The organism is Cylindrospermopsis curvispora GIHE-G1, assembly GCF_014489415.1.
Lineage (GTDB): Bacteria > Cyanobacteriota > Cyanobacteriia > Cyanobacteriales > Nostocaceae > Raphidiopsis > Raphidiopsis curvispora_A.
In genome coordinates, this window is record NZ_CP060822.1 from 360,420 (window position 1) to 383,002 (window position 22,583).

The 22,583-nt window shown below is 39.9% G+C and carries 18 protein-coding genes and 2 pseudogenes; 7 read left to right on the plus strand and 13 right to left on the minus strand.

What is annotated here, in order from left to right; all coding sequences use genetic code 11:
- Positions 1-6 precede the first annotated feature (6 nt).
- Positions 7-2,580, minus strand: coding sequence for a dynamin family protein (locus tag IAR63_RS01740; RefSeq protein ID WP_187706360.1), 2,574 nt, complete (start codon positions 2,578-2,580; stop codon positions 7-9).
- Between the two features lie 97 nt (positions 2,581-2,677).
- Positions 2,678-3,118, minus strand: coding sequence for a hypothetical protein (locus IAR63_RS01745; RefSeq protein ID WP_235678324.1), 441 nt, complete (start codon positions 3,116-3,118; stop codon positions 2,678-2,680).
- Positions 3,119-3,422: 304 nt separating this feature from the next.
- On the opposite strand from IAR63_RS01745, the gene IAR63_RS01750 reads away from it, so the two are divergent.
- Genes IAR63_RS01750 through IAR63_RS01765 form a run of 4 tightly spaced genes read left to right on the plus strand, consistent with a single transcriptional unit; the run spans position 3,423 to position 7,169 of the window.
- Positions 3,423-3,758: a hypothetical protein gene (locus IAR63_RS01750; RefSeq protein WP_187706362.1), complete on the plus strand. Its 336-nt coding sequence runs from the start codon at positions 3,423-3,425 to the stop codon at positions 3,756-3,758.
- A gap of 43 nt (positions 3,759-3,801) precedes the next feature.
- On the plus strand, positions 3,802-5,844 hold the full coding sequence (locus IAR63_RS01755) for a pentapeptide repeat-containing protein (protein WP_187706363.1): 2,043 nt from the start codon (positions 3,802-3,804) through the stop codon (positions 5,842-5,844).
- 31 nt (positions 5,845-5,875) lie between these two features.
- Complete coding sequence (locus IAR63_RS01760) at positions 5,876-6,367, plus strand: hypothetical protein (RefSeq protein ID WP_187707315.1); 492 nt, start codon at positions 5,876-5,878, stop codon at positions 6,365-6,367.
- A 19-nt stretch (positions 6,368-6,386) separates the two neighbouring features.
- Complete coding sequence (locus IAR63_RS01765) at positions 6,387-7,169, plus strand: cobalt-precorrin-6A reductase (RefSeq protein WP_187706364.1); 783 nt, start codon at positions 6,387-6,389, stop codon at positions 7,167-7,169.
- On the opposite strand, the gene IAR63_RS01770 is transcribed toward IAR63_RS01765, so the two are convergent.
- The 3 genes from IAR63_RS01770 to IAR63_RS01780 form a co-directional block, all read right to left on the minus strand.
- The gene (locus IAR63_RS01770; protein ID WP_187706365.1) at positions 7,146-8,486 is read right to left on the minus strand and encodes an amino acid permease; all 1,341 of its coding nucleotides are present in this window, start codon (positions 8,484-8,486) and stop codon (positions 7,146-7,148) included. The two genes, IAR63_RS01765 and IAR63_RS01770, sit on opposite strands and share 24 nt — an antisense overlap.
- A gap of 163 nt (positions 8,487-8,649) precedes the next feature.
- A complete protein-coding gene (locus tag IAR63_RS01775; RefSeq protein ID WP_187706366.1) occupies positions 8,650-9,759 on the minus strand; it encodes a hybrid sensor histidine kinase/response regulator in 1,110 nt (369 codons plus the stop codon).
- Between the two features lie 180 nt (positions 9,760-9,939).
- A complete protein-coding gene (locus IAR63_RS01780) occupies positions 9,940-11,226 on the minus strand; it encodes an ATP-binding response regulator (protein WP_187706367.1) in 1,287 nt (428 codons plus the stop codon).
- 368 nt (positions 11,227-11,594) lie between these two features.
- Between IAR63_RS01780 and IAR63_RS01785 the strand changes: the two genes are divergently transcribed.
- Positions 11,595-12,317 carry a response regulator gene (locus IAR63_RS01785; protein ID WP_187706368.1) on the plus strand — a complete coding sequence of 241 codons (723 nt, stop codon included), beginning with the start codon at positions 11,595-11,597 and terminating at the stop codon, positions 12,315-12,317.
- Here IAR63_RS01785 and IAR63_RS01790 read toward each other — a convergent pair.
- The 3 genes from IAR63_RS01790 to IAR63_RS01800 all read right to left on the minus strand — a co-directional run bounded on the left by IAR63_RS01790 (position 12,300) and on the right by IAR63_RS01800 (position 15,144).
- On the minus strand, positions 12,300-13,649 hold the full coding sequence (locus tag IAR63_RS01790) for a lipid-A-disaccharide synthase-related protein (protein ID WP_187706369.1): 1,350 nt from the start codon (positions 13,647-13,649) through the stop codon (positions 12,300-12,302). The genes IAR63_RS01785 and IAR63_RS01790 overlap by 18 nt on opposite strands.
- Before the next feature lie 173 nt (positions 13,650-13,822).
- Positions 13,823-14,218, minus strand: coding sequence for a DUF3119 family protein (locus tag IAR63_RS01795; RefSeq protein ID WP_187706370.1), 396 nt, complete (start codon positions 14,216-14,218; stop codon positions 13,823-13,825).
- Between the two features lie 131 nt (positions 14,219-14,349).
- Positions 14,350-15,144 (minus strand): MlaE family lipid ABC transporter permease subunit, encoded by a 795-nt coding sequence (locus IAR63_RS01800; RefSeq protein ID WP_187706371.1) that lies wholly within the window; start codon positions 15,142-15,144, stop codon positions 14,350-14,352.
- Positions 15,145-15,513: 369 nt separating this feature from the next.
- Between IAR63_RS01800 and IAR63_RS01805 the strand changes: the two genes are divergently transcribed.
- Positions 15,514-15,900: a hypothetical protein gene (locus IAR63_RS01805; protein WP_187706372.1), complete on the plus strand. Its 387-nt coding sequence runs from the start codon at positions 15,514-15,516 to the stop codon at positions 15,898-15,900.
- A 34-nt stretch (positions 15,901-15,934) separates the two neighbouring features.
- On the opposite strand, the gene trmB is transcribed toward IAR63_RS01805, so the two are convergent.
- A complete protein-coding gene (gene trmB, locus IAR63_RS01810; protein ID WP_187706373.1) occupies positions 15,935-16,573 on the minus strand; it encodes a tRNA (guanosine(46)-N7)-methyltransferase TrmB in 639 nt (212 codons plus the stop codon).
- A gap of 88 nt (positions 16,574-16,661) precedes the next feature.
- On the opposite strand from trmB, the gene IAR63_RS01815 reads away from it, so the two are divergent.
- Positions 16,662-17,765, plus strand: a complete 1,104-nt coding sequence (locus tag IAR63_RS01815; RefSeq protein WP_187706374.1) for a metallophosphoesterase family protein — start codon at positions 16,662-16,664, stop codon at positions 17,763-17,765.
- Positions 17,766-17,781: 16 nt separating this feature from the next.
- On the opposite strand, the gene IAR63_RS01820 is transcribed toward IAR63_RS01815, so the two are convergent.
- The 4 genes and pseudogenes from IAR63_RS01820 to IAR63_RS01835 all read right to left on the minus strand — a co-directional run.
- A complete protein-coding gene (locus tag IAR63_RS01820; protein ID WP_187706375.1) occupies positions 17,782-18,663 on the minus strand; it encodes an ABC transporter permease in 882 nt (293 codons plus the stop codon).
- A gap of 139 nt (positions 18,664-18,802) precedes the next feature.
- A pseudogene (locus tag IAR63_RS01825) lies at positions 18,803-20,014 on the minus strand (FAD-dependent oxidoreductase); the annotation flags it as partial.
- 29 nt (positions 20,015-20,043) lie between these two features.
- Positions 20,044-21,636, minus strand: a complete 1,593-nt coding sequence (locus IAR63_RS01830; protein WP_187706376.1) for a reverse transcriptase N-terminal domain-containing protein — start codon at positions 21,634-21,636, stop codon at positions 20,044-20,046.
- A gap of 719 nt (positions 21,637-22,355) precedes the next feature.
- A pseudogene (locus tag IAR63_RS01835) lies at positions 22,356-22,505 on the minus strand (FAD-dependent oxidoreductase); the annotation flags it as partial.
- Positions 22,506-22,583 lie beyond the last annotated feature (78 nt).

The following is a 22,583-nucleotide window of genomic DNA, read 5'->3' on the forward strand; positions in this document are numbered from 1 at the left end:
ACTACTTTAAGTGTACTCATAGATACGTTGCTGGTCAATAGATGCAATATCGCTGAGAATTTCTAACCAGGTAGGTATGGTCAATTCTAGGGTTGTGTCTCCAGCAGCAATATATCTAAGTAGTTCTTCTTTTTTCAATAAGTTTTGCAAACTGGGGATAATTTGATCTAAAATTCCCTCCAATTCTAAATTTATCTGTCGGTTTACTTCACTCACATATTGAACCAGATGTAAACTAGCACTAGTAATAATTTCATCTCTTAATCGTAAAATAAAAACTTGGTGATTTGTACTGCTAGACAAATATTGACTTCTTTCCCCGGACCAATCAAATACTTGTCCTGTATCATGCTTTTCATCCTGTTTGGCTAGGGGAAATATATTTTCCGGTATTATGGGTTTATCTTGGTTCTCTATTTCCTCAATAATTGCCTCCTTCCATTGATTTGGTTTTGATGCCAACAACAGTCTATAAAATAGGTCTGCTGCTTCTGCTCCAAACTTATCTTCTATCAATTCTTCCAGTTCGGGATTGAGCGCTAATTTTTCTGATCCCAATTCTGACTCCAGATTGATGGTATTAGTTAATTTGACCAATAAATCTATTACAGCTTGTCTAATACAATCTCTGGCAAATTTTTCCATATCTTTAATAGTTTGGGCAAAAACAGGATAGAAATCATCACTTTTGGTGGGTAATGTATTATTAACCTTGCTTCCACGATCTGCGCGATCGAATAGTTTTCCCGCTGCACCTTTAGATTCTACCAAGGCAATTCTACCACCTTGCAATTTATTAAATAATAAAGTCCACTGATTCCAATTGAGAATTTGATAAGTTAATTCATCTTTGATAATACTACTCACTACTAAACCACGTCTATCTTTTAGAGGTTCCTTACCCAAATCTCTACGAAAATTGCGGTAGATTTTATCCAAACTCTCAATGGCCAATCGCAAATCAACTAGGGCTTGACTATCAGCAGCAGGTACGCCTTGGGCATGAATTTCAGACACAATATCTTTCAATTGTTCCTGTTGTTGACGAATAAGATCCGCCGATCTACGAGTATCTTCATATAACTGTTTTAAACCATGGGTATTCACATGATTTTGAATCAATTCCCTTAACTTGCTCACACCTCCATCCCGAGCAAAATAATCCAATTGTCTACCCAAAATACTGCGGGAATCCTGGGTTAATAATTTCTGGCTTAACCTTCCCCACTTTTCTTGTAATTTTTTCGGTCGTTCCAGATAATCGGGATAATCTATATTTGCTAAAAATTCATCCGAACCAGCTTTCACCTTAGTTGAACGTTTAGATAATTCCGCTAACCCCAACAATGGCGATAATAGAACAATTCTTTCATCTTCACTGGTAAAAGCTCTCCCACTATCAATAATAGTTTCCAAAATTTTTAAATTTTCTAAAACTACTTCAGTTTCTAAAGCTTTACCATGGTACTCCTCAGCAATTAGACTGTCTAAAATTCTTTCCCCCCCTTCATTCTCTAAAGGTAATTGATCGAAACGTCCTACCCCTACCAAAATTAAATCCTTTAAATCTTGACCCGGACGTTGTTGCTGCATCATCGTAAATATCTTATTGGCGCGATCGCTCCCTGGGGATTTGCCATTTAATAGCACCAAAATAGTTTGTACCTGGGACAATTCTCGTAAAGAAAGAAAAGTATCTCTAGCACCGGAATTGGCCGCACCCAAACCAGGAAAATCCAACAGAACAAATTCTTCTGCTCCAGTCAAATCCCAAATTTCCCTAGATATTTTCACCTGAATATCCACTCTCCGAATCAAGGGAAAACTATTTTGTAATAATTGGGATGGCAAAATTTGTGGAGCTTTGGGCAATCTAATCTGAGCTGGGGGTAAATCCTCAAATCGTAACGTTTGAATTGCCATAGGCAATTCAACTAACTGTAGACCATTTTTGGCAGTTTTGGCATCAATAGTATAGATTTTATCGCATAGAGATTCACCATAAGCTTGATAAGAACGTAAAAATAATATTAACTCTCGTAATAAATAGCGCAGTTCCAAATTATTAGAGCTTTGCCAAGCTTCCTCACACCAAGAAGAAATATCCTTACCAGTTTTAATTTTACCAACCTGTAAAGGTGGTAACCCAGCAGCAACCGCACGGCGATTAGCTTCCGATAACATAAAATGTAAACATTCATTCACACCCTCATGGGATAAATACTCAACACCATAACTAGTTACTTGAGTAGTACTAAAATTCTCCTGTGGTTGAATATGAATAGCAGTGACATTTCCCGTCGTAGGATTTTCACTAACTGGTAGAGCATCCGCATAACCAATTAAACTACCCAATAACAAACTTTTGCCACTGCTAAACTCACCCATTACACCAATTTTCACAGGAGAGTTAGCCATTTCCACTGTTTTTTCAGCTGCACCTCGTAACTGCAGCAAACACTCATCTAAACGGGAGGGAATCCAATCTTCCTGCTCAGACAGATGGAGAGGTACAGAGTCAATTTTACGAAGGATAAATTCACCGTAGTCTTTAAACCTGGTTAATTTGTCTAGTTCCATATTAGTCTTTTTAATCTGAGTGAAACACTATTGAATTTGCGATTCCTCCCATTTTATTCATCTTACTCAAGTTTGGGAGGCTTTTTCCAACTTTCAGCTAAGGTGGAGAGTTTGGCGAGTTCTTGAACCGAGAAAGATGAACCTTATAAACATAGCTTCCTGGGGATAGATTTCCCACATATACCTTGTACTCTCCAGGGGACCAAAATCCAGTCATTTCTGGTTGATTTCCGTCTGGTAACATACAAAAACGTCCACCCGGGCCATCAACTAGTAATGTGGCTTTTCCTTCCCCTTCCAGTGTGAGTCTCAGATAGGGTATAGATTCTTTGACCACAATAATTTGGTTGGGTTGGCTAGGGATAAGGCCACAGTCCTTTTTAACTCTTGCTCGGGAGTTCCCACTAATAACTAGTGGATCCGGAGAAAGTTCCTGTTTAATCTCGATAACTCCCTGTTGTGCTACCACGACCTGGTTCAATGGCAAACCCATGAGGAGGTTAACTGTAAGAAAGGTTAGTAATTTTACTGTTTTCATGTTCGCCTTTGTATTTGTCAACTCTTGGATAAAAATTTTGGTTAGTTTGACTAAACCACTCAAGTTTTGTTCCCGGTTTTATCGTGTTAGGTACAGTATTTATTGAATACTAATCAATACCAGTCAATACGAACAGGAAATCAACCTATCTGAAAAATATCCTCAACTGCGGTGATAAACTATCCTGAAATATTACGGTAGAAATGGAAAATCCTGACTGTGGGTAAGATCCTGTTGACCTTCTCCCCTATTCAATTGTAGATTTATATGTACATGTAAATTTACAGGGCGGTGATAAAACATCATGAGTTCTCAACCACAAGAAGAATGGAAACGTCGCATCCAAGAGTTAAAATCGGAAATTAATTCATTTTACTCTGATCGACCACAAGGTACACAACTGCGTCAAAATGTTATTAATCAGGTCAACAACTATTGGAATCAATACCAAACTTGGTTTCAAGGTTTGTCCACTATGAAAAAGATCGCTGTTGCTACCATTACCGTCATATTATGTTTTATCACCTTACAAACAGTATTTAGACTGTTAATTTCCATTATCAGTCTAGCAGTGTTGGGGGTGTTATTATATCTTGGTTATAGGTTTTTACTTAACAAAAACTTATTCAATAAGCCTTAACCTATTTACTTCAAGTATAGTTCAACTATATACGAACTCGTCAATGGATAATCAATCTAGTCCGTCTCCCCAACCACGAAAAACCAAATCCCTACCCCTACCAGCAAGACGCTTGCTCGCTTGGTTAGCAGAAATAACCTTAGTGACAGCTAGTGGGGTTATTCCCTTTAGTATTGGGGCTTATATTAATTCCCAAACCGATTTACAAAGAACACCTTTAAATCCAGTTTTAGCAGGAATAGAAAGAGCGATCGCACAGCCATTAGCCCTACCAGTTAATTATGGTATTCGCAATGTAGCCAGTCCCACCAATTTTTTATGGACTATAGGTTTGTTAACACCTATTACTATTGGAGGTTGGCAATTATACTTATTAGCTACAACAGGTAGCACCCTTGTCAAAAAGAAATTAGGAATCAAGGTAGTTAACAAAGAAGGAAAACCCCCCGGTTTTAAAGCCATTATCATTCGTGAAGGAATAGGACGTTGGGGTGTTCCAGTGAGTATGGCTTATGTATTGTGGCGTTATAGTTTTGCCTTTCCTAACCTGGAACTATTTACATTTTTGGTTCTGGTAATGGTAATAGCAGAAGGCATGGGTATTAATTCTCGCAAACGTGCCATCCATGATCAGTTAGCTGATACATACACCCTAGATATTAATATAGCAATCACTGGTAAACAACTAACAGAAAGTTCCCCATCTCACCCCATTGCCAATTTTACCTTTAACTTTCCCCCCAATCTGACCCTGATTGTAGTAGGTGCAACGGGTATAATAGCCCTATTGTCAACCCTGGTGGGTACACAAATATATATTCAAAACCAGGCCAATGAAAGACAAACCCAGCTGGTAAACAATCAAAACTTCCTAGAACTGAACAAACAAATTAACCCCCAGTCTGGTACTGGCATTGAGGAACGCCAACGGGCAATTCTTGCCATGGGTGGAGTTAATGATCTCCAGTCAATCAAGTATCTAGTGGATTTACTGACTAAAGAAACTGATCCCAGCATATTGAATACTATCCAACAAGCATTATCTAATATAGGAATCACATCCCTACCGGAACTAAAACGGGTCAACCAGTTCATTGGCAAAGAAATCAAATCCGGTGCTATTTCTAGTAGTATGGGGGAACAACTGTTAAACATCAACCAACAGACTATCAACAAAATATTAGCGGTTTATAGTGGCAAAACTCACAACTTGGATTTAACGGAAATTCAACTAGGTCCGCAAAATGCCGAAGAAAATTCCCAATCCCCATTAATCCTAGAAAATGTAGATTTATCTGGAGTTATACTCAAATCCGCCAATCTTAACCAAGCTAGTTTTAAAGGTAGTCGTTTTCGTAGTGTGGGAGAAGATGGTCGTTGGGACACCTACGATGATATTATAGCCGACTTGAGTAAAGCCCAACTAAAAAGATCCAATCTATCTAACGCCAATCTCAGTCGGGTTTTAATGAGTCGTGTAGATCTAAGTCGTTCGGTGTTAAACAGGGCAAACCTAGCAAATAGCAAGTTGATAGGTGCTAACCTCAGCAGTGCCCAACTTGTAGGTTCGGATTTACAACAAGCGACCTTGCAAGATGCCATTTTGACCGGAGCGGATATCAGCGGTGCACAACTACAAGAAGCTGATTTATATGCTGCTCAATTGGCTCGAGTTTCTGCTATAGGGTCCCAACTTTCCCATAGCAACTTAACTAAAACTAATTGGCAAGGTGCAGACCTCTCCGAATCTTATTTAAATCATGCCAACTTAAACAGTGCCAATTTCAGTGCTGCCAATCTCTCTGGTGCTATTTTGCGTTATGCTAACATGACTAACGCTAACCTACGCAATGCTGATATTAGTCGTACTGATTTAAGAGGAGCAAATTTGGAAGGTACGGATTTTCAGGGAGCGATCTTATTTCCTGGTAAACAGGATCCTAAAGATAGATTTGTAGAAACCTCCGACCTTGGTTCCCAAGCAGCTATTGTTCAGGGTGTAGATTTTAGCAATGCTAAAAACTTAGATGTGCAACAATTGGCCTTCATTTGCACCAATGGTGGAATTCATTCTCGTTGTCCATAACTATAAGAAGTGGTAAACTGTTATGAAATATATGAAATTTACTCAACACTTAGTTTCTCTGTTAGGTACTGGGTTGGTTTTTAGCTTATTGATGAACCAAAAACCCGCACTAGCGCAAGTAGCTTATGGTAGTTATGTAGGTGTGGGACCAACGGTGGACACTCAAAACGGTCAAGTTGGTGGAATCTTAGCCTTTCGATATAAGTTATTAGAAGCTCCAGTTTCCTTCCGCACCCAAGCTCTAATTGGTAAAGGTACAGCAGTGGTGCCCACTGTTTCCTACGACGTTCCCATTAATTGGCAAACTGATATTTACTTGGGAGCAGGTGTGGTTTTGACCAGTGGTGACACCCCTTCCCCCGTTGGTAATAAAATCAGTTTTGCCCTGCAACCAGGTATTGATTATACCATACCCAATAGCAGTGCAGTAATTTTTGGTAACGCCATTATTGCCTTTGACGCTTATCGTAATAGTAGTTCCACAGCTGTTTCAGTACAAGGTGGTGTTGGTTTAAGATTTTAACTAACCTTTCCTTATATTTATGATACGGGTTTTAATTCTTGGTGGTACCGGTGATGCCATAGAAATCACTAACAAAATAAATCACATTCCGGAAATACAGGCGATCGCATCGTGGGCGGGTCGAACCAGGAATCCGGTTATGCCCCCCAACGTGCGCATTGGCGGTTTTGGGGGTGTACCTGGGTTAGTAGAATATTTACGGGAACAAAAAATTGATATTTTAATTGATGCGACCCATCCGTTTGCGGATAGCATATCTTGGAATGCGGACAGAGCAGCTAGAGAGGTAGGGATTCCCCGATTATTATTTCATCGTCCAGGTTGGGAAAAAGAAGCGGGGGATAATTGGATTGAAGTAGGGAACCATAGGGAAGCTGCGGCCATTTTGCATAACCAGAGTATGAGTCACCAAGTTTTTAAAAACCAAATCAACCCAATCAAAAGAGTTTTTTTAACCATAGGTAGACAAGAAATAGCAGCTTTTGCCCACCTAGAGAGAATATGGTTTTTAATGCGAATGATTGATCCTCCTGCGGTAGATAGCAAGATTCCTTGTGGAGAGATATTATTCAACAGAGGACCCTTTGATTTGAGAGACGAAAGAGAAATTTTAACCCGATATAATATAGATGCGATCGTCAGTAAAAACAGTGGGGGGAGTGCCACCTACCCTAAAATCATAGCAGCAAGGGAGATGGGTATACCAGTGGTGATGGTAAAGCGTCCACCTTTACCACCTGGAGAACAGGTAACAGATGTGGAAGCTGTGATCAATTGGCTAATGGCTAATAGAAGGAAATAAGGTAGGGATATTTATTTGGATTAGAGAAATAATTTCTGTAATTTGTTTTGTCATTAGAGTTACTGCTATGATGATCATCATAGCCAATGTGATTTTCCCACCGGGAATTAGGGACTGATAAATCCCATTTGTTAACTTTTCCCGTTCTTGCCAACTAATAATTGCGGGAATAATAGCACCCAAAATTGAAATAGTGAGGATACCACTATATTCTATAGCTATAAAAAAGATGTAGGGGTTGATTGTACCCAAACTCAGAGGTGGAAGCAGCACCAGAGAGAAAATGGGTAACCGGGAAATTTCCACCTGTTTAAGACGATAAATATCCTGAAAGAAATCAATCAATCCATAGACAAAACCAATAAAGGATGTGACAATGGCAAATTCGGAGAAGACAGTTAATATTATAGCTAAGACCTCTCCTGCTTCTCCTGATTGTAAAACCTCTAAGGGGTCGAAAATAGAACCATTAGGTTGGTTGATTTGCCAAGATTGAAAATTTACACTGCCTAAAATAACAGTATTCCAGGCAAGAAATAGAATCATGGGAATACCGGAACCAATGATAATAGATTTTCTAATTTTGGAGATATCTCCTTCCAGTTGGCTTACCACCAAAGGAACAACATTCTGATAAAAAAGGGTCACACAAATAACTGAAATAGCACCACCCACAGCAGGCCAATTTTGGAATAGGAATAGGGAACTTTTTACGTGACCAACTCCCAAAAATAATATTCCCATAAAGGAAACAATCACAATTCCTACCAACACATTATTTAATTTTTCCAAAAATTTCTCTTTCCCCCAATACAACATCCCTCCAAATAATATGGTAAAAGTTGTTGTACCTAACCAATGGGGTAAATCCTGATCTAAATTGCCTATTTTGGCAAAGGTAGAGATCAGGATATCTCCACCTCGACTAATATATGCTACCAAAATAGCATAGTGCTCAAATAAATAAGTAGCACCTGCAATTCTTGCTCCTAGGTTGCCCAATTTTTTTTCCACAATTGCCAAAAAACCGATGTGGGCAATTCCCTCCATACCCATCACATTTACAGTAATTTCTGCAATTAGTAACCCTGATAATAGGGTATAGATCCAAACTAGACAAATAGCAACATTAGAAGGCAATACACCCGATGGTAGGGTAACTGCAGGTAGGGCAAGAATACCAGCACCAATGGTAGTTCCAGTAATTAAAGCTGTGCTACCTAAAAGGCTACCCGGTTGATGATTTAACTGCTCTCGATCAAATTTGAGGTGAGAAAACAATCGGGTGCTTTGGTCTGGGAAATTTTTTTCTGGCATATCACAAGGTACTAGCAAGTTTTCAAAAACTTATTTTACTATCATACTACAAAACTACCTTTGGTAATTGTAATGTTATAAGTGGGTGGGTGGAATTAAATATAAGATGAACGTAGGTTGGGTTGAAGTATGAAACCCAACACCCCCCGTTCCTCAACCCATCCTACAAAACTACCTTTGGTAGTTTGATAGTGAATGTACTACCTTTACCCAATTGTGAATATAGCTCTATTTTACCCCCATGTGCTTCAATAATCCGTTGGGAAAGATGCAGTCCTAAACCACTACCAGATCTTTTGTTTTTGCCTTGACGAAATCTCTCAAAAATAATAGTTTGATCTTCCGGTGCAATACCATAGCCAGTGTCCGATATCTGAATAATAACCTGTGCCATATTTTTGTGGCGGGATTTTTCAAAAATCCTTACTTCCACAGTCCCGTGATCAGTAAATTTGATGGCATTGCCAATTAAATTGTTGAGAACCCGACCTAATTCTAGTCTATCCCCTAAAACCAGGTTTTGTTCTTCTAAACGGGTTTCTAATTTCAGAGTTAGGTTTTTTTCCATAGCCAATGGAGTTAATTCATTAACTACTTCCTGGGCTATTTCATGCAGATCACATTCTTGCACATTTAAAAACTTCTTATCAGCATCAAACCGATACACCTCTAGAAGATTATTTACCATTTCTAGCAGGTTCTGGTTACTGCGAATCATCATGGCGATCGCTTGTTTCATTTCAGGAGGAATTTGACCAAAGGTCTCCTTTTGAAACAGGTCTAACATACGATCTGCTGCTAATAAAGGAGTGCGCAAATCGTGAGTTAGTCGCGAGACAAAATCTTCTCGTTGTCGGCTCATTTTTTGTTGTTCATCAATGCTGTGTTTCAGTCTCAGTAAGCAGCGGACTCTTGCCAATAACTCATTGGTATCAAATGGTTTACGAATAAAATCATCTGCACCCGCATCTAATCCTTCCACCACACTAGATTGATCAAAAGCTGTGATCAGTAAAATAGGAACGTAGTCAATATTAGTATAGCTACGAATTGTGCGGGTTACTTCATAACCATCCATTTCTGGCATCATTACATCCAAAAGAATTAGGTCTGGAGGTGATTGGACAGTTTTTTGTAAAGCTGTTGCTCCATCAGAAACTGAATCAATTGCATACCCTTCACTCTCTAATAGGGTTTGGACTAAAATTAAATTATCTCTTATATCATCGACCACAAGAATACGCGCAACTTGATCACTCTTGCTAACTGACATACCCTATCCACCTGAGTAAATTTAGTTTAATTGGTAAGTAGGGAGGCACAATTATTTGTAGGATGGGTTGAGGAACGGGGGGTGTTGGGTTTCATACTTCAACCCAACCTACGTTCATCCTATATTTAATTCCACCCACCCACTTAGTTGTTTATTGACGCTCCCCGGACAAGTAAAAAACTAATATCTGGCCCTCCATTTTTCTGGAACTGACATGCTGTGACCTTTTTTCTCCAAATAGCCCAGTTTTTCTTCACTAAGTAAATTTACACTAACTTGTCTTGGTAATTCAACTCTAAATAGTGAACCTACTGCTAATTGACTTTCCAATATTATTTTTCCTCCCATGATTTTCACTAATGAATCAATAATTGCTAAACCCAGTCCAGTCCCTGGATACTTACGACTCATACCTTGATCTACTTGTCTAAATGCTTCAAAAATATGTTCACAATCTTGACTGGAAATACCAATTCCAGTATCCCTAATAGAAATAGCTATGCGACTTTTACTGAGTTCGGTAACTCTAACCCAAACACACCCGCTCTCTGTAAACTTAATGGCATTTGAAAGCAAGTTAATTAAAATCTGACGCACTCTGATAGGATCATTAAACACAAGAGTATTTTCCAAATCTATTTCTACAGATAAAGATAATTTCTTGGCTTCCACTAAAGAGCGGATTTCACCCACAGTATGATTAACCATCTTAGATAGATCGAAAATTTCTGGTTTTAATGCTAGTCCACCAGAATCAATCTTAGAAAAGTCTAAAACTTCATTCAGTAACATCGACAAATCCTTGGCATTATTCAGAATGCGTTTTAAAATATCTGTCTGTACACTACTTAGCTGACTAAATTTAGGACGCAGTAGAATTTGGGCAAACCCAATTATGGCATTCATGGGAGTTCGCAACTCATGAGATATGGTTGACAAAAATTGTGATTTCAATCTTGATACTTCTAAGAGTTTTAAATTCTGTAATTGAATTTGTTGTCGTTGTCTCTCTAATTCCTCATTACTACGAATTAACTTTTCATGGCTTTCTTTAAGCTGCCCATAGGCTAACTGGGCTTTAATCTCGGACTGGTGTAAGCGAATTGCATTTCGCAATGTTATAGATAAAACTTCTGGAGTGAGACTGGATTTATTCAAATAGTCTGTAGCACCGTTATGTAATAAATTGAGAGCGGTTTTCTCTTCTCCTGGACTTGTGAGAATCACCAGGGGGACTTTATTCTGGGAGGAATGTAATTTGTCAATTAGGTTCAAAGTTCGATCCACCAAAGGAGAACCAAGAAAAATACAATCGAATTTAGCACTTTCTAGGACACAAAAAACATTCTTGCTGTCACTGATCTCCCATAATTCCAAGGATAACCTGGTTTCGTTTACTACCAAACGAAATACCTTACGTGCTAAGTGATCCTCATCCACAACCAAAATTTTCAGCCTCTCTTCCATTGGTTTCCATTTCCCCTATTGAGTAGCAGAGGGAAAAAATAGAGTATTTGATTGATATTGACTACCTCCAATTTTTTCTCCCCGTTTACATATATTTGTTTAATTTCCACATAGACCAGTTTTCCGTGTTAACACGACCAGTTTACCGGACTCAGTTATACCGACATTATTTCGTGTTCGCATCAGTATTTCATATCCCGGAAATTTTGGCATATATCCCTGGTTATATTTTTACTCTTCCCTAAGATAGATGTAATTTACAATATATATCATCTAAGATTCCCCTGGGGATGTTAGATACACAAGGACTTTGACCTAATGGGTAAATTTCCACGACAATTAGATAATTATGATAATTTGGTACGACAATGAGTGAAATTAGCATTATTTTAATAGAAGACCATGATTTAACTAGAATGGGTTTAAAGACTGTCATCCAGTCCCACCCGGGGTTGAAGGTAATCGGTGAAGCAGCAAATGCAACTCAGGGACTAAAACTTTTAGAAACTACTAAACCCGATGTGGCAGTGGTCGATATCGGTTTACCTGATATGGATGGGATAGAATTAACTCGTAAGTTTAAGCGCCATCAGGGTGAAAACGGACAGGACAATACCAAAATTCTGGTTTTGACCATGGATAGTACGGAAGAATCAGTTCTAGCTGCTTTTGCAGCGGGGGCAGACTCCTATTACATGAAAGAGACCAGCATTAATAAATTAACAGAAGCTATAAATGCTACTTATGCGGGAAATTCTTGGATCGATCCAGCGATCGCTAGTGTAGTTTTAAGAAAAATGCGTGTCCAGTCACCGGGGGAAGCGGGGAGTACGGATAAGCCAAAAATGGTAAAAATAGAGGGTTTAGCCATAGAGTATGAACAGGTGTTAGAAAGCTCTCCCCTCACCCAACGGGAGTTAGAAATTTTGGAATTAATAGTGGATGGTTGTAGCAACGGACAAATAGCAGAGAAACTCTACATTACGGTGGGAACGGTAAAAACCCATGTTCGCAATATCTTGAATAAGCTCTGTGCGGATGATAGAACTCAAGCTGCTGTGCGGGCTCTACGTTCAGGATTGGTTGGGTGAACCCAATCTCACTTCTAAACATTCAGCAATGCGTCTTGCTGCTCCTGGTTTCCCCATACGTTCCCATCCATTTGTAGCAATTTCTTGGAAAAAGTCAGGATTTTGGAACAGATTTGACACAGTTTTGGGAACTTCTCTGGGGTGATCTACTAATATTAAAGAAACTCCTAAAAGACGACTTTGAGCTTCAGCAAAATTGGGATTATATTGGGGACCTTTACCTGGAAAAGCAATTACAGGTTTTCCCAGTCCTACAAATTGCTCTGTAGCGGTACCCGCCATAGCAATGGCTAAATGTGCCCAGTGTAAACAGTCATTATAAGCTGTTTGTGTTAGTAGTAAATAGGCATTTCTTTGTTTAAAAACTAGAGCATGAGGATCCCTAATAGCAATGGGGGATGAATGATGATTTTCCCAACCTTGAATTTTTAAACTTTCAGATAAAATTGCCTGGTCTAAACCGGGGGCGATCGCACCGAGAAAAATAATTTTTCGCCCGTGAAAACTCTCCATTAAACCGGATATAGCCACCATAATCATTTCCCAATTATTATATGCTTCACCAGTGCGGGAACCGGGGAGCAAAGTAACAATGAGGGGGTAATAGCTTTCTGATTTTTGGAGATTAGAATCTAGAAATTGGGGTGTATTAGAAGAAGGTTCCAAACCATCCATCATGGGATTTCCTGCATCAAAAGCTGGGATAGGCCACCTTCTTAAAATTTCCGTTGTTAGGGTATCTCGAGGGAACACTGCACGACAGCGACGACGACTCATCAACCATCTTTCCCAGGGGTGGTAAATGGAACCAGAGAAGTTTTCCCACCAAGATTTTTGGGAATTTCTCCTGAGTAAACTGGTTTTATCCCGCACATAATATTCTGATTTTGCAGTTCCCACAAAAGCATAATTAGCACCGCTGATGGTGGCAAATAATAGAGGTATGATATCACCCACCGCCACAATCCCTTGGTGATTGCCCAATTTTCTTTGACATTTTACCCAGGTACGAACTGCTTGAAGTTGCTTCCAAGTCAGTTGAATTAGACCACTTTGGATATCCTGCACTAGTTGACTTTTATCCATATAGATAAAACCACCTGAAGGCATGGTTTTTACATCACCAATACGGGGTATATTTAAACTTTGATATGTATGACCTTCTCCTACTATTGGTAAGGCAAAAATATCGGGAGGTGAGGGGAGCTTTCTTAGTTCCTCGATAATCCTTCCTGCAATTATATCCTCTCCGTGACCATTACTTAAAATAAGTAACTGCCAATTGGGGCTTTTTTTCAGGCTATGGTTTGAGGGTAACGATGAATGTTTCATATTTACAAAGGGAAATAATATATTTTAGAATTAGACCACAACTGCTTTTAAAAACAATTCGTGGATAAGTGGGTGGGTGGAATTAAATATAAGATGAACGTAGGTTGGGTTGAAGTAGGAAACCCAACGCCCGCATGGGTTAACCCATCCTACAAATAATTGTGCATCCCTACTTAGGGTATTTTGCCCTCAGCTTGCAATCTTTCTAAACAGGATTTCAGGGTTCTAGGGTCAAATAAAATTGGCAAAAAATGGATACTTTTGATTTCTCTAAAATAAAACAAAATTGGCACCCTATGCCAAAAAATTCGCCAACTTTGCCACTCCCTATAAGGAAATCTCCTAATTAATTTCTCACCTCGGTAAATATCAAAGTCATTCCCGGTAAATAAAAACCGCAACGACACAGCTTGAAACATCAGAAATAATCCGAATAGGGCGATCGCACCACCCAATAAAGGTTGAACCACCAAGAGGGGAATGGAACTAATTACTAATACCAGAGGAATATTGTAACTGGCTTTGAGTTCCGTGGTAGATAAACTACTAGATAAGGGATAATTTGTCATAATTTTTGAGAGTTGTAGGTGAAATAAGTGGGTAGGTGGAATTAAATATAAGATGAATGTAGGTTGGGTTGAAGTATGAAACGCCCGCATGGGTTAACCCATCCTACAAATAATTGTGCCTCCGTACTTAATTAAGGTCTAATAGATGGATTACCCGCTCCCTGAAACATCAACCATGATAAAAAGAAATTGCTGATGAAAATCACTAACAGAGCAGTAACCACTGCTGTGGTGGTCGACTGTCCCACACCCTTAGCTCCCCCTGTAGTGGTTAAACCCCAGCTGCAACCAATTATGGCGATTAAAACCCCAAAACATGCTGCTTTAATCATGGCACTAATTATATCTCGGAGATCTAGAAAGTTACGCGCTGAGTCTAAAAATACCGTATCCGAAAGATTGTAAAGATTGGTAGCAATTATCAATCCCCCCCACATTCCAGTAACCAGAGATAACAGGGTCAAAATTGGTAGCATTAATAAACAGGCTAAAAGACGAGGTATGACTAAAAAATCAATAGGATCAGTCTTTAACATTAATAGAGCATCTATTTGTTCTGTAACCCGCATAGTACCAATTTCTGCCGCAAATGCAGAACCTACTCTACCCGCTAAAATAACTGCTGTGAGTACGGGTGATAATTCTCGGGTTAAAGCTACTGCTAATACCCCCCCTACCAAATTCCCAGCACCAAAGTTGATAAACTCTCGCGCTACCTGAATTGTAAATACTGCACCCACGAAAATCGCCGTTAGTAAGGCTATAAATAGGGAATCCGGTCCCACCACCGCTAGTTGCTCTAGTGTGTTACGACGATGAATTTTTCCCCTGAGCAAGTGCAGTGTCACTTGTCCCCCTAAAAAAATGGCCTCCACCAGTCTTTGACCCCATAGTCCTAAACTGGATTTAGATATAGTCTGGCTCAATGTCTTCTATCTAACTCGGTGACTCTTCTAAGAATAGCGAAACTTCTCGCTTTTTTCTCCTGACCATTTTGATAACTATATTAACTTTGGTTAAGGACTTTCTCACTAATTATATCTTAATATATCTTAATTTTTAACCTGGTACAACACATCCAAATGCAATTAACTAACCAAACCCATGTATATCAAGGGTTTTACCACTTGAGGTTACTCAAAACTCACCCTGCACCAGATGGTAATTTTTATCTTTATTTTAATTAAGATTTAAGATTTTTGACAAATCCGTATTTTCGTCGCGATCGCCCCTATTGTAGAAATTGACGTGCAGGTTTTGGTCTGTCGTCGTCTTAATCTTGGAGATGGCCTGAAATGATGGTTTTTACTAACTTTCTCCGCTCAGTTTTACTAGCTATAGTATTGAGTTTTATAGCTCCAATATTATTTGTTGGTTTTTTATTGTCCTGTCTATGTTTGTTTGGACTCATCCCTATTTTGCATGGAGTGACTCAGGACATACCCAATGACATACTGCATTTTTTAGCTACCTTTGGCACTGGTAGTCCCCTCCATGGATTGTTAATCATTGGTCTGACCTTTGGTTTTGTCGGTGGGTTATTTGACGTTTATGCCTACTATCGTCATCAGATTTTTAGTTTAAACAGTGAGGGATTGATTCAAAGTTCAACAATTACAGTGTTTTGTGAATCCTTAGAGAATGAGGAAGTATATTTAAAACCTTTAACCAGAACACCATAAAAGAGTTGATAGGTAAAAATGGGTGCTGGCCCAGCTATCTCTTAACAAACAAAGCGCGGTAAATGGGTTCACCCTTATTCTGGGTAGCTATTTCCCGTTCTGTGGGGACTAGGGGGTTTTCTGATAACCATTCGCCCACCCCGTTAAATACCCTAGTAAATGCTGGGTGTTCTTGCAGGCGATCGCACATTTGAGTAGCTAGAAAATGTTGATCAGATTGTATAAACACTTCTCCACCCACAACCAAGTAATTAGCCAAGTGTGCCACCAATTGGGGTTGTACCACACGACGTTTAGCATGACGGGATTTAAACCAAGGGTCGGGGAATTGGATAGTTACCCGTTGTAGAACTCCCGTTGGCAAACTGGACAAAATTGGCTCTAGGGAATTATTCACATTACAAAATAAATAATGTAAATTTTGCCAATCTAATTGATTAGCTAGTCTGTTAGCTTCCATCACCAGAGGTTCTCTAATTTCTAAACCCAAAAAATTCCAGTTTAATTCTCTTTGAGCCATTTGTAATAAAAACCTACCTCGTCCCGAGCCAATATCCATGTGTAGAGGTTGGTTTGTTTGAGAAAAAACCTGTTCCCATATTGGTGGATCAATAGGAGTTTGAAACTTTCTGGCTAGAGGGTTAACGTGCTGACGCACCCGAATCAAAGGCAAAATTTCCACCTCCAAAGACTAGTCTAATTTAATGTACATTTTAAATTAAACAGATAAGTGGTTTTAACATTTTTTTAAATCAACAGATATGAAATTTCGCTTTGCCATAGTTAGCGATTTGCACATTGCTCTACCCCACACCATATGGGATCATCCTGATCGGTTCCACCTGGTGGAAGTAAGTATCCCCGCTTTGGAAATTGTCTTAGCACATCTGACCCAACTGGATCTGGACTTTCTTTTACTCCCGGGAGACCTCACCCAACATGGTGAACCAGAAAATCACGCCTGGTTGACCAAAAGATTACTAGAGTTACCATTTCCCAGCTATGTTGTCCCTGGTAATCATGATGTCCCTGTATTGTTAGCCAATCACCAATCTATTGGCTTTGTAGAGTTTCCCTATTATTACCATAAATTTGGCTATGATCACCCAGAACATTGTTATTATAACCGTCAAATATTGCCAGGTGTGAGACTAATTGGGTTAAACTCTAACACCTTTGACTCCGATGGTAAACAGATAGGACTTTTAGACCCGAAACAATTTCAATGGTTAGAGTCAGAATTGGCAAAAATCAAGGATGAATTAGTTTTGGTCATGATTCATCACAATGTTGTTGAGCATTTACCAAATCAGGCAAGTCATCCCATGGCTAATCGTTACATGTTAGAGAACGCCAGGGAACTGGTAAACCTGTTAGGTAAACATGGAGTGAAACTGGTATTTACAGGACATTTACACGTACAAGACATAGCCCACGCTCATGGGGTTTATGATATTACCACCGGTTCCCTTGTGAGTTATCCCCATCCCTATAGAATATTAGAATATGAACGAGACCATGTAGGGAGAGAATGGCTACAAATATTCTCCCATCGAGTCCAATCAGTACCCCAATTTCCCGATTTACAACAATCATCCAGACAATGGATGGGCGATCGCTCCTTTCCCTTTGTGATCAAACTATTAACCCTACCCCCCTTGAACTTACCCTTAAATCAAGCTCAAAAGTTAGCTCCCGAGTTACGAGAATTTTGGGCCACCATAGCAGATGGAGATGGAATCTTGGAATATCCCACTTTTCCCCCAGAAGTGCGGTCTTACATTGAAAAATATGGAGCCATTAGTCACACTGGTGATCCCACTTATATTGATAATAACAGTCGTCTTTTGCTCAATGATTGGTAAAATCATACCGGGATTCTTATTTCCCCTTCCGCATTCGCGGATGGATCAGTTCATTTAATCCCTCACCCAGTAGTGATAAACCTACCACCATAATAGTCATAGCTAACCCAGGGAAAAGGGTAGTCCACCAAATACCGGTGGGCAAAGCTTCTAAAGCTTGTCGTAAATCGTATCCCCACTCTGGTACTTCTTCTGGTAGTCCTAAACCCAAAAAGCCCAAACCACCCAGAACTAATATGGCATCTGCTGCATTAAGAGTGAATAGCACAGGAACACTCTGAATCACATTTAAAAATAAATATCGAGATAACACAGTCCAAGTAGAAGCACCCATAGCTTGGGCAGCTTCGATATATACTTCCGTTTTCACACTCACCGTATGATTACGGACAACCCGATAATATTGGGGGATGTAGGCTATGCTAATGGCGATCGCCGCATTTAAGATTCCCCTACCCACCACAAATGCCAGGGTAACAGAAAGTAGAAGTCCGGGTAGGGTGTAAATGCTGTCCATGAGAAATAGCAGGGTCTTATCTAATTTGCCACCTAGATAACCACTAACCATTCCCAGGGGTACGCCCACTACCATACTCAACCCTGTAGCTAATATGACCACTTGTAATGCTGCTTGAGCGCCAAAAATGGTACGGGAGAAAACATCATAACCCAAGCGACTAGTGCCAAACCAATATTTTCCCGAGGGGGGTTGATGAATGGGATTGGTCAAAAGTTCTTTAGGGTCAGATAACCACCCCCAATTTTGCCAAACTGGTGCCATAAAAGCCAGTAAGACGAAAAATAGGGTAATTATCAACCCTAGGAGCATGAGTTTGCCAGAGAGATTGGACTGAGCAAAGTTTAAAAAAGAGGGTATTCGTCGTTTTTTGATCTGCATAATGCAAATTGGGGAAGTGGTCAATTGATTTTAACTCACAACCAATCAACCATTAAGTAGGGAGGCACAATTATTTGTAGTACGTTCATCTTATATTTAATCCCACCCACCCACTTACCACAAACAAAATCAGTTGCACCTACAAATTACCCGCAATTACCTGACGATACTCCCCCTTGGGTTTTACACCCTTCCATTCTTGAATCAACTCCTTGTTTTTAAAAACTTGCACCGTCGGTGTACCCACAATTCCAGCATTTTGGGCAATGTCCTGATCCTCATCAATATCAATTTCCACAAAATGTATCCTCCCATCAAACTCATCCACCACCTTGTTAAGTATGGGTTTAAGGGTATGACAAGGACCACAACCAGGAGCAACATACTTTACCACTAACAGGCGATCGCTTTCGTGGAATAGTTTCCTGAGAGCATAACCACCATGATGGCGTGTTTTCTGTAGATTGAACTCGGTTGGGGGAATTTCTTCCTGGGGTTGTGTTGTGGATTCTGGAGTTGGTTCCGATTGGGTTTGATGGAATTCCTGAATTAAACCCCCTGATGATAACCATCTTTCCGCTAACAGCGCTGCTTGACAACCAGTACCCGCAGCGGTGATCGCTTGACGAAATTCATGGTCTTGAACATCACCAGCAGCAAATACGCCCTCCACACTAGTTTCCACACTTCCATGTCTGGTGACAATGTAACCTACCTCATCTAGCTCTAATTGTCCCCGAAACAGCTCTGTATTTGGTTTATGTCCTATGGCGTAAAATAAACCCCTAGCAGGAATGGTATTTTCTTCCCCTGTGTAGTTGTTACGCACTTGCACCCCCACCATTTGCTCCTTACCGATTACGTCTAACGCTTCTGTGTGCCAGTGAACCTTAATCTTAGAATTAGTTAAAACCCGATCTTGCATGGCTTTAGAAGCACGCATCTTATCAGAACGCACCAATAAATGGACTACAGAGCCATACTTGGTTAGGTAAACAGCTTCTTCCGCTGCAGAATCGCCAGCACCAATCACCACCAACTCTTGACCGCGAAAAATAGGAGTTGCACCATCACAAATGGCACAAGCAGAAATTCCCCGACTCCAAAACTGCTCCTCACTGGGTAAACCCAGACGTTTAGCAGTTGCACCAGTCGCAATAATTAAACCATGGGTTTTTACCTCCCTTTCTGAAGAACGAACAATAAAAGGACGCTGACTCAAATTAACGGATATCACATCCTCTGTGTACAATTCTGCCCCCCAGCGTTCCGCTTGGGCTTTCATATTAGTCATTAACTCTGGTCCCGTTATTCCCTGGGGAAATCCCGGAAAATTTTCCACTTCCGTGGTTGGTTAAACTAAGCCAAAAGGTCACCCTTCTAACTCGTCTTCAAAACCGTGCATGAATTTTTCAATTCACACGGCTCCTCAATGGGGTGGGACTTGTCTTGTCTACCTAGCATACCGTTTTTAACAGCTTTTACCTGGGGATGAATATTCTCTATAGATGTGCTTCCAGATCTTCTTAATTTCAAATCTTGGTGGATATGTTGGTGCTTCATCAGTTCGTAGGTTTTACCCTCCGAGTTCTGGTGACCAAATCTCCAACCCTCTCCCTTGGTGATTGACCAGTATCTTTTACTAATCCATCTCTTGCCTTTTTGGTTGTGTCTTCGTCGTGACCAAGCTCTTAATTTTGAGTGCAACTCAAAATCCACCTTGCTAAAAATGCGATCGCTGATTAGGGGAGAGTAGTATTTTGTCCAGCGTTCAATTAAGGGATTAAGCTTACTGATCAGCACCGATTGTTTAGCAGATCGGTGCTGGTCAATAATCGCTCCTAAGGACTTAGTATGTTCTTTTAGGCTTTGTTGACTAACAGTAATCAAAGTATTATAGTTAGATCCATCAGTCAAAGGTTGACCATGTGAATTCCTTTGTCTGACAAACTGTCTAATATAAAACCCCAAAAAGTTACAACCCACATTTCCCTGATAATCATAGAGACTGTGGGAGATTTTTAACCCTTCCGCTTTTAACTTTAAACCCACTTCTGATAGCCATTGGGTGATAATGCGCTCACAAGAAATAATCACTGCCAATTCCTGATGTACCAGCACAAATCCACCTTGGTGCTTAACAAAATGGGGAATTACATTAATTACATTAGAGTTAAAAGCAGTAGTTTTGGGTTGATTAGAATCAGCCATTAGACCAATTAAGATCCCATCTATCCTCCGTTGTAATTCCCCCAAAGCTACACCCAGTAGAAGAGATGATAGGGAGCATATAGTAGTTCTTTCCCTTGGGAACAATAGTTGTTGATGATTGAGAACACCCAACTTCAACCATAACTTAATTTGTTTCCCCAGCAATGGAAAAGTATTAAGCTCCTTGAGGAAATATTCAGAGTTAACCCCCTGGAAACTTTCTTCCAACTCACCAGCTAAAACATACTTAGGTTTTTTTACCACTTCCCTGTGAATAGACTTAATAGCATTGTAACAAGAAATATCAGAATTACCCTCATGTAAACCCAAATTGAACTTTGCATCCCATTCTGGACTCATAGCCATACTAATAAGCAAAGTCAGAGCCTGATTGTATATAGTAAACACAACCAAAGAAAGATTCTTCCTGACCAGTAGTGATTTGGCAATGACAGAGAGTTGCCTGGCCAAAACCAGTTTTTGTTCAGGAGAGAAAGATTTAGCACCCTGGTTTTGTGGAAATACCCCCTTCACAGCAATACATCTTGCTGACCAAGATTTAATTAACAGCTTCTGGAGCTTATGAACCGTTTTGACATCCCCACGCTGCGAGGCTTTGTATATTCTCTTTTGCAGCTTAAAAACATGACGTTCCAGTTTTTTCCAGGGAATTTCTTGCCAGTTTACATCTGACTCCATTTCCCCAGGAACTGGACCGTTGTTTTTCCATTCCATCCTCAAGTTATTTTCGGCCTTGGACATTTTTACTGCTACTTAAAACCATACATTCCAACCCATCGTGTCTACGTCAGCTTATCCTTTGGCTTTCCCAAAGGCCAATGCTTCTTAGACAATCCCTCCCACTATGTTGCTTGCGGTTAGCACCTACTCAAGTTTTCGACCTCAACTCAAGAGCTCACATAGAGGTTACTTCGTTCCTAATCTTCGTTTGGCGTTAGTTTTAGAACCTCTCTCTCCACCGGGTTACTTCCAGGGTGCAAGGTTGCAAATAATGAATTTTCCAACCCTTTTCACCATTCCTATTTTAGGAAAAGCCTAATCCGCGTTGGCTTATTGGTCATTACGATGGTTCTGTCGAAAGTTTGACCCCTAGGTCTGTTCATGACTAACTGTGCTAGAAGGGATTCCCAGTCGGATTCTATAGGTTACCTCCGTTTATCCCCGCTTCATTAGTTTGATGGCTAGTCTCTCCAATGGGGGATATGCTTTCACCCATGCACCTTGGGGGAAGGAATTACCTGATATTCAACAATGTTCAGGTTCACCTTCACGAAGATTAAGTTATCTGGGTTTGTTCCACCCAGTGACCTATCCCTCAATCTAATTATCCATTAAGTAGGGAGGCACAATTATTTGTTCATCTTATATTTAATTCTACCCACCCACTTATGCAAGTTATAGCTATTTTATAGCTATTATTTGCACTCATAACCAAGATTGATTTCAGATCAACGAATCGCACTCATTAGTTGACCACCAGGTAAACCACCTGTTGCAAACCCTTCAAACACAATCGGTTTTAAATTGGCTCTCCCAGCATAAATAGCTGCTGTATATCCAGCTGGCCCAGAACCAATAATCACTACATTTTCTACGGTTTCTACTGTCAACTTGGTCATATTTTTATCCCACGTCATATTGACTACACTCTACTGAATATAGTATAACAGAATAATGCCTGTGCCTAA

Excerpts from the sequence above, each read along its gene's own strand:
- IAR63_RS01740 (WP_187706360.1), bottom strand. The coding sequence starts at position 2,580 with ATGGAACTAGACAAATTAACCAGGTTTAAAGACTACGGTGAATTTATC.
- IAR63_RS01745 (WP_235678324.1), bottom strand. The coding sequence starts at position 3,118 with ATGAAAACAGTAAAATTACTAACCTTTCTTACAGTTAACCTCCTCATG.
- IAR63_RS01750 (WP_187706362.1), top strand. The coding sequence starts at position 3,423 with ATGAGTTCTCAACCACAAGAAGAATGGAAACGTCGCATCCAAGAGTTA.
- IAR63_RS01755 (WP_187706363.1), top strand. The coding sequence starts at position 3,802 with ATGGATAATCAATCTAGTCCGTCTCCCCAACCACGAAAAACCAAATCC.
- IAR63_RS01760 (WP_187707315.1), top strand. The coding sequence starts at position 5,876 with ATGAAATTTACTCAACACTTAGTTTCTCTGTTAGGTACTGGGTTGGTT.
- IAR63_RS01765 (WP_187706364.1), top strand. The coding sequence starts at position 6,387 with ATGATACGGGTTTTAATTCTTGGTGGTACCGGTGATGCCATAGAAATC.
- IAR63_RS01770 (WP_187706365.1), bottom strand. The coding sequence starts at position 8,486 with ATGCCAGAAAAAAATTTCCCAGACCAAAGCACCCGATTGTTTTCTCAC.
- IAR63_RS01775 (WP_187706366.1), bottom strand. The coding sequence starts at position 9,759 with ATGTCAGTTAGCAAGAGTGATCAAGTTGCGCGTATTCTTGTGGTCGAT.
- IAR63_RS01780 (WP_187706367.1), bottom strand. The coding sequence starts at position 11,226 with ATGGAAGAGAGGCTGAAAATTTTGGTTGTGGATGAGGATCACTTAGCA.
- IAR63_RS01785 (WP_187706368.1), top strand. The coding sequence starts at position 11,595 with ATGAGTGAAATTAGCATTATTTTAATAGAAGACCATGATTTAACTAGA.
- IAR63_RS01790 (WP_187706369.1), bottom strand. The coding sequence starts at position 13,649 with ATGAAACATTCATCGTTACCCTCAAACCATAGCCTGAAAAAAAGCCCC.
- IAR63_RS01795 (WP_187706370.1), bottom strand. The coding sequence starts at position 14,218 with ATGACAAATTATCCCTTATCTAGTAGTTTATCTACCACGGAACTCAAA.
- IAR63_RS01805 (WP_187706372.1), top strand. The coding sequence starts at position 15,514 with ATGATGGTTTTTACTAACTTTCTCCGCTCAGTTTTACTAGCTATAGTA.
- IAR63_RS01815 (WP_187706374.1), top strand. The coding sequence starts at position 16,662 with ATGAAATTTCGCTTTGCCATAGTTAGCGATTTGCACATTGCTCTACCC.
- IAR63_RS01820 (WP_187706375.1), bottom strand. The coding sequence starts at position 18,663 with ATGCAGATCAAAAAACGACGAATACCCTCTTTTTTAAACTTTGCTCAG.
- IAR63_RS01830 (WP_187706376.1), bottom strand. The coding sequence starts at position 21,636 with ATGTCCAAGGCCGAAAATAACTTGAGGATGGAATGGAAAAACAACGGT.